This window comes from Gracilibacillus marinus (assembly GCF_042651725.1).
Classification (GTDB): Bacteria; Bacillota; Bacilli; order Bacillales; family Amphibacillaceae; genus Gracilibacillus; species Gracilibacillus marinus.
This window is the reverse complement of record NZ_JBHSDV010000001.1, coordinates 542,563-557,601: the sequence shown is the minus strand read 5'-3', so window position 1 is coordinate 557,601 and position 15,039 is coordinate 542,563. Positions and strand designations below refer to the sequence as shown.

The 15,039-nt window shown below is 33.9% G+C and carries 8 protein-coding genes; 3 read left to right on the top strand and 5 right to left on the bottom strand.

The features are described from left to right. Positions 1–6,342, bottom strand: a 6,342-nt coding sequence (locus ACFOZ1_RS02505; RefSeq protein WP_390195483.1) for a carboxypeptidase regulatory-like domain-containing protein, incomplete at its 3' end; no start/stop codon positions are given. Between the two features lie 254 nt (positions 6,343–6,596). Between ACFOZ1_RS02505 and ACFOZ1_RS02500 the strand changes: the two genes are divergently transcribed. Continuing rightward, positions 6,597–7,583 carry an EAL domain-containing protein gene (locus ACFOZ1_RS02500; RefSeq protein WP_390195481.1) on the top strand — a complete coding sequence of 329 codons (987 nt, stop codon included), beginning with the start codon at positions 6,597–6,599 and terminating at the stop codon, positions 7,581–7,583. Positions 7,584–8,047: 464 nt separating this feature from the next. Here ACFOZ1_RS02500 and ACFOZ1_RS02495 read toward each other — a convergent pair whose 3' ends face one another. Then, positions 8,048–9,214: a nucleotide sugar dehydrogenase gene (locus ACFOZ1_RS02495; protein ID WP_390195479.1), complete on the bottom strand. Its 1,167-nt coding sequence runs from the start codon at positions 9,212–9,214 to the stop codon at positions 8,048–8,050. A 99-nt stretch (positions 9,215–9,313) separates the two neighbouring features. Continuing rightward, positions 9,314–9,613, bottom strand: a complete 300-nt coding sequence (locus tag ACFOZ1_RS02490; protein WP_390195477.1) for an antibiotic biosynthesis monooxygenase family protein — start codon at positions 9,611–9,613, stop codon at positions 9,314–9,316. A gap of 152 nt (positions 9,614–9,765) precedes the next feature. On the opposite strand from ACFOZ1_RS02490, the gene ACFOZ1_RS02485 reads away from it, so the two are divergent. Beyond that, positions 9,766–10,110, top strand: a complete 345-nt coding sequence (locus ACFOZ1_RS02485) for a hypothetical protein (RefSeq protein ID WP_390195474.1) — start codon at positions 9,766–9,768, stop codon at positions 10,108–10,110. Between the two features lie 181 nt (positions 10,111–10,291). Next, complete coding sequence (locus ACFOZ1_RS02480) at positions 10,292–11,209, top strand: class I SAM-dependent methyltransferase (RefSeq protein ID WP_390195472.1); 918 nt, start codon at positions 10,292–10,294, stop codon at positions 11,207–11,209. 385 nt (positions 11,210–11,594) lie between these two features. Here the strand turns inward: ACFOZ1_RS02480 and ACFOZ1_RS02475 are convergent, their stop codons facing one another. Then, positions 11,595–13,883: a glycosyl hydrolase family 95 catalytic domain-containing protein gene (locus ACFOZ1_RS02475; RefSeq protein WP_390195470.1), complete on the bottom strand. Its 2,289-nt coding sequence runs from the start codon at positions 13,881–13,883 to the stop codon at positions 11,595–11,597. A 94-nt stretch (positions 13,884–13,977) separates the two neighbouring features. Next, positions 13,978–14,802 (bottom strand): PRD domain-containing protein, encoded by an 825-nt coding sequence (locus ACFOZ1_RS02470; RefSeq protein ID WP_390195468.1) that lies wholly within the window; start codon positions 14,800–14,802, stop codon positions 13,978–13,980. Positions 14,803–15,039 lie beyond the last annotated feature (237 nt).

Here is a 15,039-nt window from a genome sequence, read left to right as displayed (position 1 = left end):
TGTATCTTCTCCTTCACCTGGCTCTTGATCTTCTCCCGGTGTTTCTTCTCCTTCACCTGGTTCTTGATCTTCTCCCGGTGTTTCTTCTCCTTCACCTGGTTCTTGATCTTCTCCTGGTGTTTCTTCTCCTTCACCTGGCTCTTGATCTTCTCCTGGTGTTTCTTCTCCTTCACCTGGCTCTTGATCTTCTCCTGGTGTTTCAGCAGTTGTAAAAGTAGTCTCATACGCCGTATTTAAATATTTACCATCGTAATCATATAACTGGTCACTTATTTTTACTGTAATTTCAGCATTTGCATTCCATTCCTCATTTGGTGTAAAAATAACCTTCTGAGAAAGTTTTTTCGATGGGTCTTCTTCAAAATAGCCTGATTGACCGTCTACTTCTTTGTAACCATTATAACTTTCAAAAGTAAAGATTCCTTCCACAATCTCGCCATTTTGTAATACAGTAATTTCTTCTTCCATATTTGATTCGTTCATCAAGCGATCAAATGTTATGGAAACAGATGCATCTGTCTCGATTTTTTTCTTATTATTTTCTGGAACAATAGATTGTACAACAGGATTCGATGTACGAACTAATGGTACATTTAACTCTGTTTCTTGTGGAGGGACCGAGACAATACGACTAGTATACGTTTCATAGCCTTCTTTTGAGAAAATCACGCGCCAATCACCTTGAATAACATCCCATCCATATCGACCATCTTCATCCGTTATTTGAGGATTGATTTGACCATAATTTTCTGCGTCCCACATTCTCCAAAATTCTCTTTCATTATTAGCCTGTAACTGTTCAACAATTGCTTTTGCACCTTCTAAACGATTATCCATGCTACCTTCAAATACATAACCAGATGGATCAATAAGAACAATGACTTGCATAATTGGCATACGTACATCTTGACCGTCTACCTCATACACTAATTCCATTAATTGTTCACCATAAGAACTCCAATTACCCGGTATACGTAATTGATATGTGTTCGAACCTTCTTTTTGATGGAAATCATATTCTTCACCTAAAAAGCTAATTCTAGGGTTGGCGACATCTGATCCAAAGTTTACAGAAATGTCAATTGGCGTAAGTTCAACTAAAGCAGCAGTAACCATACCAATATTCGGATTAATTGTAATACCTTGATTCCATCCTGACGAAACCTCTACATCTGTAATTTCAGGGAGATTCGGTACATATGTCACTTCTTTTAATGTAGAATAGTTAACTTGCTCCCCTTCTGTTACTTTTGCGATTAATGAATGCGTACTTTCTTCGTCAACAGAGACAGGTAGTTTAATATCTGCATACCACCATTTACTATCTACCTTCTCTACTGTTGCTAATTTTGTATCCCCATCAAAAATCTCCACTTTCGCACCATTTTTTGCGTTACCATATACTTTCACATTTGAAGTACCAGTAACAGATGGCACCTCTAAAGTTACATATAATACATTCAAACTAGTATTATACGAAATTACATCCTCTTGTTCGGATGCTTCTACTGTAGCATTTGTCGTTAAACGAGTTGCATCTGTATCCTCAGCTACTATTGCCTCAAATGAAAGCACACCTGCTTCATTAGCTTCTACATCTTCAATCGTTACAACATTGCTATAAACTTCTATATCCTTACCATTTACTTGTACAGATTCTTCAACTAATTCTATCTCTTCATCTAAATTCAATGTAACTTCAAGAGATTCTGTCGTTGCATCACCGTTATTTTTGTAGTTCAAACGATATTGCACCATATCTCCTGGAACAACTGTTTTCACATCTGAAATAAATCCGTTTCCTTCACCAGTGAAATTACCAGTTCCTTGTTCAATTAACTCAATTTCTAATTCTGTTTCAGACGGCGTCACATTCTCTACTTCGACAGTCGGCATCTTGTATTTTTGTGCTCGTAATGTATACGTACCATCTTCCACATTGTATAGCTTAAAGTAACCTTCAGCATCTGTTCTTGCCCAGTATGAGCTGTAGCGACTGTTGTCACCAATCAATTCGATTTGTGCTTCTTTAACTGGATTTCCTTCTTGATCGAAAACTTTACCGTGAACGAACTGTTCTTGTGCTAATGCTATTTCACCTATTTGAACAGCACCATCTTGGAAATCAGATGCAGCAATTTCTATCATTTTTGTTTGATAGTTTTGCATCGATACTTCTACTTTTAACGCCTCTTCTTTTATTCCATCTAATACAAATCCATTTTCATTAGATGTTGCATATGCATAAGACTGATTTCCATATGCAGAAATACTTGCTCCAATTAGTGGAGAACCATTTTCGTCTACAACTGTACCTTCCACTTTTGATGCTGGAGATAACGTCACACGAATATTATTTTCACTAATTGATGAATCATAAGATGTATATCCTGGTGCTTTTACATACAAATCATATGTTTGATTTTCTGTCCATAATACATCTTGTATTGTATAGACACCATCATCACTACTTACTTGATGTAAAGAATAATCACCATGTTCATAATTAAATTGACGCATTGTATTATAGTCATATACTTGAATATATTCCACGTCTGTCACAGGATTACCATCTTGATCTTCAACAGTCACTGTAATATCTTCAAAGTTTTCTTCCACTTCTTCTAATTCAATATCAATTACTTCTGGTGTGTCATCTGTTATAACAATTTCATTATAATAACTAGAATACTTACCTTCACCATAAATAATCAATTCATAACTTCCTTTTGGTAAGTTATATTCCGTTATATTTCCATTCCATGAAGTAAATGAACCATTATCAATGACACCATAATCATAGAAAGGATAGTTACCATAACTTTCAAAAGAATAATTTAATTGTTTCGTAACATTTTCACCGTCTTGATTGATGATTCTGAATTGGAACTGTTTCTTGTCTTTCTCATCTACGTCTGTATAGAACCAATTATAATCATCAGCAATATATCCTTCTTCTTCATTAAGAGCAACTACTCTAATATCATAACCTGTGTTAGATGTTAAGTCAGATAATGTATAACTCATTGTAGCAGCATCTACATAGTCTACAATCTCTCCGTTGACCATGATAGAATACTTCGTTACATCTTCTAACTTATACCCTTCCCAATTAATAACTACAGAATTAGAGGTAATATCGTCTACTGTAACAATTAACTCTGGATATACACCAACAAAGTCACCCCATACAGAGACACCTTTTTCTGCTAATTGTTTTACGATTTCTAATTGTGCTTCATTCTCATAGAAATCAATATCTATACCATAAATACCAATCTCCTGTATACTATCTAATTGCAACAATCCATCAATGGATGTAATAGGATTATAGCCAATCCATGCATATTCAAGACTCGGTAAGGATTCTAAAATAGTTACATCTTCTAAATTCGTTTCTTCTAAAGAAACATCGGTTAAATTAGTTAGAGATGTCAATGGTGAAAAATCAGATATTGGATTATAACTAAGGTCGACACTATCTAGATTGACAAGACTTTGTAATGGACTAATATTTGTAATGTTATTATCAGATAAATATAGACTCTCTAGAGTTGTCAATTCACTTAATGGTGTTAAATCTTGTAAATCTCCACCATAAATAGATAATGTATTTAGATTTGTAGCATATTCAAGACCTGTTAAATCAGTTATATTGTCTCCATACAAGTATAAATACTCTAATCGTTCTAAATCACTTTGATAAATATCACGTTCATATTCATACAAATAATCACGTATCGCTAATTCTAGATTTTCATCTGGAAATTCAATAATCTCACCTGAAGGTAAATAATCTGTACTGATCCAGATAGAATCATTGATGCTATCACCATTTGTGAAATACACTGTAATATCCACATCATATTCTGTATCTTGTTGTAATCCCTCAAATGTATAAGATGTCACATCACTAGCTAATTCCACTGTAGTACCATTGATATAAGCCTCATACTTTGTTACTTCCACATTTTCTACTGGCTCCCAAGATACAGTAATAGAATCTGGCGTAACGTTTGTTGTTTCGATAGCAAAAGAATAGCGATCATATATATCATAGCTAACTTCAATACCCTTTTCCTTTAATTGATCAACAACATCATAGTCTTCCATCTCCACATCGTATAAATATACAGAAGATAACTGATCTAGTTCTAATAATGGTGTTAAGTCTTGAATTGGGTTACCATCTAAATCTAGATGATCCAAATTAGACAATTCAGCTAACACTTCGATATTTGTAATGGCATTACCATATATACGAAGACTTTCTAGATTCGATAGTGTACTTAAAAAATCAATCGTTTCTATTTGTAAATAATTCAAACTCAAATCTGTTAAACTAGTAATTTCAGATAGAACAGAATAATCAATCGTATACTGTACTTCAATATCCCCATATACAGATAAACTTTTTAAATTTTCTGCAAATTGAAGCCCTTCAAATGTTGTATTTGCTTCCAACGTATAGTCTTCCATATATAAATGGTTCAATTTAAGCATATCAGATGTCGTTACATCACGATGATAGACACCTAATTGTTCTTTTACTGCAGTTTCTACTGCTGCTGAATCAAATTGAACAAATTCCGTATCTGCTTCATTACTTGTAATCACATCTTTTGAATGATAGGAAGAATAACCATATTCATAGTTCGCGGAAGTTTCTAAGTAATAACTAGTTCCTGGCTGCAAATTCTCAAAAGTGAATTGCATACTATCTTCTGTCACTTCAATGCTCTCAATTTCTTCCCAATAATCTTCTTGATTTATCAAATTAATTGTAACAGGTGCCTTAACCCCATTTTTATTCACTTCTATTTTAATACTTGAATCTGTCACTTCGATAATAGATGTTTCAATATCTACTCCCTCTGGTAATGATGCTTCATCAAAGTGTAATGTAATTGGGTTTTTAACATAATCATTTCCTTGCTCCACTTGTATATCTTCATAAATGTATCGATTAGAATAATTATAATCAATTAAATAAACCCGATATGCTCCATAGGGGATAGTAGATTCATCATAAAAACTTGTACGATTGTCATATGCCTCTCCCCATAGCTGTACATCGCTATTATGCTCATCTAAACCAACCAGCTTCACACTATAATACTCTTCAAGAGAATTACTCAGCTCAAAAGATACTTCTGTTTGAGACTCTGGAGATCGTTCTGTGTCATATGTTACATAATAACTGTATTCTTCTCCATTGATTTCATATACGAATTCCATGTCATATTGTGTATTCGACTCTAATTCTGTAAGTTCGTATTGACTTGCACCCACATCTAATGAATACGTCTCACCATTTACAACAATACTTAATGCACTTACATTTTCAGAAACAACATAATCAAATAAAAATGAATGATAGGTTGCTGTTATATCTAAAAGTTCAAAATCAGGTACATATTCGTCTTCTATCGGTGTTTCTTCTGCTACTTCTTGCTCAGGTTCTGTCACTTCTTCTTCTACACCTACAAATGCATCAATATTCAAGAAAGACAGTAACATATTGGAAGCAACCCCATCGTGTTGGACATCTAGTTCGACATCATAATAATTCATTCCACTAAACTGAAATGCTTCTTTTAATGTTGTAATTGTGACAGGTTCTTCTATGTTAATAATTTTTGCAAAAGGTATTGTCACCACACCATTTTCAACAAGATAAGATTCATCATTCACACGAATAGATGTAACAGCATCAGAAACATGTAATTCAATTGGAGATAGTATAGATTGTTGATTTTCTATCGCTTCTAATTGATTTGCATCCAACTCAAACGGTGAAGTTTCTGATTTATTGAATAGTATTGCTGTATCGCCAACGTAAAAAAGTGCTTTTTCAATTAGCGGCAACTGTTCTGCTTCATCTGTAACAGAATCGTTATCTTCCACCACTTGATCATCTGTAACTTTATCGGATACAGTTAATGCTTCCACCGTTTGTTGGGAGCTAATTAACTGTGTTTCATCTTCTAAAGTCACAATCGCCTCATATGTATAGCTTTCATTATCTACTATTTCTGTGTCTAAATAACGATAATGCACATATGATGTGTTCTGATCTTCTCCTATATACTCATCTACGATTTCTGGAGAAATAGTACTGTTTTGTTCATTTTTAACCAATTGTACACTTACAATGTCTTCACTTGATACTGTCTCTACTTGCATTGTCAAAGATATTCCCTCATCTGTTCGTTCTGCAAGTAAAGGAAAATCACCAGTAGTTGTTGCATGTAATTTTATCGAACCAATCGGTGATAAAATCGTGGTAAAAAGTAATAGTATTGCTGATAACAATGCAACAACATGTTGATACTTCTTCATTCACTTTCCTCCTCTTTTGTTGTTATAAAAAAATCCATATAATTAAAGTCTATCTATCTTCTAAATAATAGAAGAGTATGTTTTTGTAAGACTTTTAACTTATGGACTATACAAAAAAGTATAAAATAATTTAATCCAAAAGTCACTACAATATCAAAAATTTATAGTTATTTTAGCACATTTTTATCACGAGATAGGATAATACTCACAAATTATGTTATATTAAATGAAATAAAGTAGAAGGGTGTATACTCATGTCTTGTTTAAATTGCAGTATAAAAGGTTTACGATTTGAAGTGAATGTTAATTCAATAGAACTAGAAAAAACAATCGTTTCTTATCTAAGTAAGCATCATCCAATCACTCAACGTGATAATACTATAATAGTGAACGAACCTGCATTACGAGATTTATATGACTTTAGTACAGATCATCTATCTGATGATATGATTTCTTATAGAATTATCGGAGAACAATGGCAATCTATTTATACTGCTGATGAGGTGTTTTCTGCTGATTGGATAGATACCGTCATCCAAAACAAACAAATTATTTCCCACTATCAACCTATCATTACAGCTGATAAACAAATCTATGCATATGAACTGTTGGCACGATTTATGGATGAGGAAGGGAAAGTAATTTATCCTAATGAAATTTTTTCTGCAGCTAGAATTCGTGATAGGCTATATGCACTAGATCGTTTATGCAGACTAACTGCTGTCAAGTACGCAAAGAAAATCACAAACGCCAAAGCCTTTATCAATTTTATACCGACGTCAATTTATTCACCTGAACATTGTCTTAAATCCACAACAATGCTTGCTGATCAATTAGGAATAGAAACGAATACATTAGTATTTGAAGTAGTGGAGACAGATAAGGTAGATGATGTCAATCATTTGAAGCGAATCTTAACATATTATAAAGAAAAAGGGTTTTCATATGCACTCGATGATGTTGGTGAAGGATATAATACCATTGATTTATTAGAGGAACTAACACCCGCATATATGAAACTTGATATGAAATATGTACAAGGGGTAGCATCAGATGGTGAAAAACAAAAGAAAGCACTACAACTATTATCAAAAGCAAAAGAAATTGGTTCGATTCCTCTTGCTGAAGGTGTGGAGACAGAGACAGATTTTAATTGGCTAAAGACACAAGGATTTGAATTATTTCAAGGATACCTTTTTGGAAAGCCTGCTAAAGAACCTGTGATGTCCATCAGTAAATAATCTCTATGTATAAGAAATGAGGATACAAATATCCTTCTTCAGACAAAACTGAAACGATGCTATATGTATTGCTTGGAAATAAAAGGGTGTTATGACATCATTCTAATGAGTAATAAATTGTGTGCGTATAACTCGCTCCGGCTTGCCCACTCCCCTTTCCATAGGAGTGGGAGTGTGCGCCTTCGCTCAGTGAAGTTCTACAATGCTTTCTAGTGCTTGCATTTTAGTTTGTTAAAGATAAAAGCTTATTCTGTTTGCAATAACACATAATCTAAAGAAAACATCATAATGGATATGTAATAATGCCAACATTCTATAATTACTTTTATTGTAGCGGTTCGAAAACACATATCTAATATCACAATTAGTAATTAGAGTTCTCTTCTCATACACATAAAATCCAAACAATTCGGTAAATAGCTATTCGAATCGTTTGGATTTTTTTATGTAAAAATTTTATTGTCTTAATCTCTAAAATAAATATCTCTCGTATACACTTTACCCATGACATCATCCAATTCTTCTGTGTATCTATTCGCAACAATCACATCTGCTAGCACCTTGAATGTTTGTAAATCTGAAACAACTTCCATTCCAAGAAAACTATTATCTTGTATTGTCGGTTCATAGATCACAATCGTGACACCTTGGTCAACTAATCGATTCATTACACCAAGAATAGCAGACTCACGAAAGTTATCCGATTCTGTTTTCATCGTCAATCGATAAATTCCAACAATATTTGGATTTTCCTTTACAATCATTGCAGCAATATGATTCTTTCTTGTCTCATTTGCTTCTACAATTGCAGTCATCATATTATTCGGTATATCTTCATAATTGGCAACCAATTGTTTTGTATCCTTAGGCAAACAATATCCACCATAACCAAAAGATGGATTGTTATAGTGATTCCCAATTCGAGGGTCTAAAGAAATTCCCTCAATAATTTGCTTACTATCCAATTCTCTCGTTTCAGCATAGGAATCTAATTCATTAAAAAAAGCAACACGCATAGCTAAATAGGTATTAGAAAATAATTTAATTGCTTCTGCTTCTGTTGGATTGGTATATAGCACTGGAATATCTTTTAACCTCGCACATTTTTGAAGCAAATCTCCGAAAATAATTGCGCGTTTGGACTTTTCCCCAATAATAATCCTTGATGGGTATAAATTATCATACAATGCTTTTCCTTCACGAAGGAATTCAGGAGAGAATATAATATTATTCGTTTGATAGTTACGTTTCATTCTTTCAGTAAACCCAACAGGAACAGTAGATTTGATAATAATTGTCGAGTCGGGATTATATGTATGTACTTGTTCGATAACTGTTTCGACCGTTTCTGTTTGAAAACAATTTTTCTCGGTATCATAATTTGTAGGAGTAGCAATAATCGTATAATCTGCCTTACAACAAGCATCTTGTAAATTGGTTGTTGCAGTTAATTTCAATTCTTTCGTCGCTAAGAATTCTTCCATCTCTTTATCTACAATCGGAGAAATTCGCTTATTAATTAAATCGACTTTTGTCTGCATAATATCAACTAAGACTACTTCATAATGTTGTGCCAGCAGAATGGCATTGGATAAACCAACATAACCAATTCCAACAACAGCAATCTTCATACAATATCACCTTCTATTCCATTTACTCTCATCATATCATTGAAAATTACTTGTTATGACTATCTTTACATACTTTTCACAAAAACTATATATAACTCTTTACTTCATCAAACTAACTTTTTCAAAATGTTCCACAACAGGAAATGGGTCATAAAAGTGATGTAACAACTGCTTCCATTCTTCGTACTGTTCAGATTGTCTAAATCCTATTGTATGATCTTCTAATGTTTCCCATTTTACCAGTAGCAAATAACGCCCTTTCACCTCTATACATCTCTGTAGTTCGTGAGAGATGTAGCCACTTATAGATGAAATAATAGTCGAAGCTTTTGCGAACGCCTCTTCATATTCTTGTTCATAACCTGACTTTACTTGTAACATCACAGCTTCTACTATCATATAATCCATCCTCCTCATCATTATCTTTAGTATATCGTATTCGAATACTTTCATCTATTTCGACAAGAAAAACAGTTAATTATTACTAATGATTATAGCTCTATCATCCATTATAATAGAGTAGAAACAAATTCTAGAAAGGAGAGGAAAACATGCAATCAAGTGAAGTAACAATGATTTTACAAGCAATTAAAGAACTATCTGATAAAGTAGATTATAATTCTAATGCTATTCATTCATTAACTGCAAAAGTAGAGAGTAATTCTAAAGCAATACAAACTTTATCTGATAAAGCAGACAGTAATTCTAAAGCAATACAAACTTTATCTGATAAAGTAGACAGTAATTCTAAAGCAATACAAACTTTATCTGATAAAATAGACAACAATCATATCAACTTAACCGCAAGATTAGATAAGCTTGATGACGGAATGGAATATATTCATTATAAAATTTTGGACCATGATCAAGTTATATTCAAAATGAGAAGAAGTTAAGTAGATAACTACGCAAATTTCTCCTAATATAAAAACAAAACCACACGTCTCCTACTATTACAATCCAATTATAATATTTGACAAAAAAAGTTATTTATGCTATAATTTACAACAATTAAATAGTGGTGTACAATAAGATTCTTCTGGCCGGGAGAATCTTATTTTTTTGGAGGGGAACGTTATGGAAACAAGTAAATCCAGTTTGACATCATTAATAGCTGCATTTGGTCGCGCATATCACAGTAAATTTGATCACCCTAAAATTTTTGATGATTTCATTGCAAATGATTTACTATCAAGCGAAGAATTCCAAATGATTAGTAACAATATGATTGAAGGGATGTCATTCTTTAATAAGGACTTAGCCAAAGAATTAAGCGACAATAAAGAAGAAATGTTAAAATGGATTACACAAGTACAACTATCTCCAACACCTTTAGCTCGTGCAGCCTATTGTGAGAGTGTCCTACTCAATGAACTAAGTTTAGGTGTGAGCCAATATGTCATATTAGGCGCAGGATTAGATACATTTGCATTACGTCATAGAGAGCTAGAGTCGAAAATAAACATATTCGAAATCGATCATCCGTCCACACAACAATTTAAAATAGAAAAACTGCACCAACTAGACGATTCTATCCCAAATAATGTTCAATATGTTCCAATAGACTTTACTGAGAAGTTCTCAAATGAAGCATTAATTAATGCTGGATTCCACAATAGAAAAACTTTTTACAGCTTATTAGGCGTATCCTATTACTTATCTAAGTCAGACACAATGAACCTACTTCAACATTTATTTAATCATTTACCACCAGGTAGTTCCATTGTTTTTGATTATGCGGACGAAACACTGTTCACAGAAAAAGGAAAAGCAAATAGAGTGACAAATATGGTAAAAATGGCTGCTGCAAGTGGTGAACCAATGGTATCATGTTATACATTTTCCGAATTAGAGAACATGTTACAAAAAGCTGGCCTACTCATTTATGAACACTTGTCACCAGAAATGATCCAACAAAAGTACTTCGCATCAAGAAACGACTACCTATCCGCATTCGAAACCATTCATTATATACACGCGGTAAAACAAAAGTGAAAACGCCCGGTTAGAAACGTAGAGACTGGAGTGAACCAACTGAGATAAAGTGAGACTTCAATCAGTTAGAGTTGTAAACTCTGACTGATTGGTAGCAAAACTTATCAGGGTGTTAGCGACCGTTTACCCACATCAAAGGAATTAAAAATATAGCGCCATTATTGTGTTGTGGGTATTACGGACGCTTCACAGTGGAAAAGGAATCACGATGAGGTACGAATCGATGATGACTTATCGTAGGGCGCTTTGTGAAGTTGCCTAGTCGATGGACGCTGGAGTTAGACAGACAAAAGCGAAAACGCCCGGTTAGAAACGTAGAGACTGGAGTGAACCAAACAAAAAAATCAGCCTAGTACTGTTAATCAGATACTAGGCTCTCTCTTTTCTATCTACAAACAAAAGTAACCACTTCATTCGCTTCCACTTCTAGCAAAAAGACATCAGGTTCAATTGGCAAAATCACTTCTTTATTCATAACGACTTCCTCACAAGAAGAGATACGAATTTGAACTAATCCACTATTTATAGCTCTGATTTTTGCAAATTCAACTCTATGATGATTCCACTTCATTTCTAATTCAAAGCCACCGCGAAGCTTGATTCCTTTTACATATCCTTTAGCTAATTGTTCCGGTATTGCAGGTAAGAGGTGGATCTCATTTAAATGACTCTGCACAATCATTTCAATAATTCCTGCTGTCCCACCAAAATTACCGTCAATCTGAAATGGTGGATGATTATCAAACAAATTAGGTAATGTGGAGGATTGTAATAATGCTTGAATATTTTCTAGTGCTTTGTCACCATTATGTAAACGAGCCCACATATTAATAATCCATGCTCGACTCCATCCAGTATGACCTCCACCTGCAGCTAGCCTACGCTGTAACGTCACTTCTGCAGCTTTTGCTAAAATTGGTCTCATGATTGGTGAAATCTCATTACTAGGATATAGTCCAAATAAGTGAGAAATATGACGATGTCCCTGTTCTTCTTCTTCATAATCCACTAACCATTCTTGAATTTGTCCATATCTCCCAATCTTTGTTTCAGGGAGTTTTCTTCTCTTGGATATCAGCAATTGACTATATTCCTCATCTACATCTAATATTTCAGATGTCTTTATACATGCAGTAAACAATGCACGAATAATTTGACTATCCATTGTTGGCGCTTCACAAAGTGTCCCTTTTTCTCCATTTGGTAAAAGATACGTATTTTCTGGTGAAACAGAAGGTGTTGTTATAAGAAGTCCATCCTTATTTTCTACTAAAAAATCTACAAAAAATAATGCAGCTTCCTTCATTGTTTCATATGCTTTTGCTAAAAATTCTTTGTCATTTGTATATAAATAATGCTCCCATAAATGCAAAGAAAGCCATGCTGCGCCCATTGGCCAATAACTTGCTGGTGGATATATGTCTTGAGGTGCTGTATCTGCCCATATATCTGTATTGTGATGTGCTGCAAATCCACGACATCCATACATTTGTTTTGCTGTTTGTCTGCCTGTCTCTCTCATTCTCTCTATCAATTCAAATAATGGAAGATGGCATTCAGCTAAATTGCATACTTCTACAGGCCAATAATTCATCTGTAAATTGATATTAATCGTGTATTTACTATCCCAAGGCGGAAGCATCAAATCATTCCAGATTCCCTGTAACGTAATTGGCAAACTGTTCGGCCTGCTTGATGCAATCATTAAGTATCTCCCAAAATGAAAATAGGTCGCAATAAGTCCTGTATCTACTTCGCCATCTGACAATCTTTCTAATCGCTCATTCATCGGTAAGTAGTTTTGTGAAGAATCGTCTTCATCTAATCGTAATTGTACCCGATGAAATAATTGCTGATAATCATTCACGTGACGTTTCTTTAATGTCAGATAATCCATACTAGCTACGTTATAGATAACATTTTCACATTGAGCAATCACATTTTCATAACGAAACGTTGTGGCAGCACTTAATAGAATGGTGACATTGGTTGCATTTTTTATACGAATACGATTACCGATTGTTTCACACTCACCATCTTCTACGATTGCTTTTGCTAACACTGCAAAACCAACCCCATCTTTTCCCCCTGTTTCCCCTGTCATCACAATGCTTGATGCATCTCTTTTGATGATTTCATCTACATTTCTTGTATTCCCACGATCTAAATAGACCTTCATAGAAATGGCCTGTGGCTTTGAAGCTGTAACTCTCATTACAAGCATTTGATCAGGATATGTTGTAAAAACTTCTCTATTATAAGAAACATTACCCACCCTAAAAGTTGTCGATATAATTGCTTCATGTAAGTCTAATTCTCGTCTGTAATCACTATATTCATCAAGTCCATCATTTTCAATAAAAAGTGAACCTAATGGTTCATAATGACGTTGGCAACTCGGCACACCTGATAAGCTTAATTTAGCCAGTTCCTCTGCTTCTTTTATTTGACCATTTGCGAGTAGTTGTCGAATTGTCTGTAAATTAGTTTGTGCATCTGGATTGATTCGATTACGAGGCCCTCCATACCAGACGGAATCTTCATTTAATTGAATTCTTTCATTTTTTACATTTCCAAAAACCATCCCACCAAGTCGTCCATTACCAATTGGTAATGCTTCATTCCAATTGGCAGCAGGTTTATCGTACCATACTCCCCCATTACTTCGCTCCATCTATTTCACCTCATCTTGTCTACTCATTTTTTTAAAAAAGGTACTACCTACAAATGTACAAGCTGTAAGTAATACCTAATCAAACAGAATGGAGTTATATTTTATTATTCTTTAATCGCTCTAAATGAATTGCGATATAACCCAATTCTGATTCTGGAATATCCATATCATATTTTTTTAATATATGTTCTTTCACTTCCACCGCACAAGAAAAAGCGAGTGGAAATTTCACCTTCACCATTGCAAGCATTTCTTGATCCATAGAATAATGTTCCTTAGTAGAAAGTCGATGCAATACAAATCGCAAATGCGTTAACAGTCTTTGATAGGATATATCCTTTTCGACTATCTCTAATTCCAAATATGTGCAAATATAATGCACCATATCTTGAATAATCGTTGTTTGTAAAATTGTTTCTGCGTATTCTCTTTCCCCTAGTTTCATTGTATGCAAATGTAATGCGATAAAAGCAGCTTCGTCAATTGGTAAAGTCACATGTATTTTTTCTTTGATACATTCAAGTGCCCATAATCCAATACTAAATTCCTTTGGATACAGTATTTTTATCTCATTCAATAATTTATTCTGCAAATAAATACCGTCTTCTATCCTCTCAATGGCAAAAGATACATGATCTGTTAATGTAACGTGCACATGTTCACTTAGCTTTGTGCCTAATGTTTCTTCTGCATAAGTAATAATTTCTTCACATATAAGAAAATGTTCTTCTGCAATTCGACTTAATAATTGTTGTAATTTTTCGTTTTCTTTCATGACAAATAACTTTTCAATTTTGTAAGTCTCAATCACATCATTTTTTCTTTTGCCGAACGCAATACCTGTTCCAACAGCGACTTTCTCTTGTCTCCCATCTATAACTAGGACTGCATTATTATTTAGGATTTTTTTTAACTTCATGAGAATCCCTCCACTAGTATAGCCCCACTAATCATCACGCTAACTTCTTGTTTATAGAAAAAAGGCATAGAGGAATAAAGAGGATCTTGTTATCCTATTTATTACCCCATGCCTAATCAGGTTAGTAACATGAGAGTCGGTATTGGTTTTGTAAACGTTATCATAATTGTATACTATCTGCCATCATCTGTCTATATTTTTTTATTGAAATAATGTGAAATTTCACTCAGTGAAAGC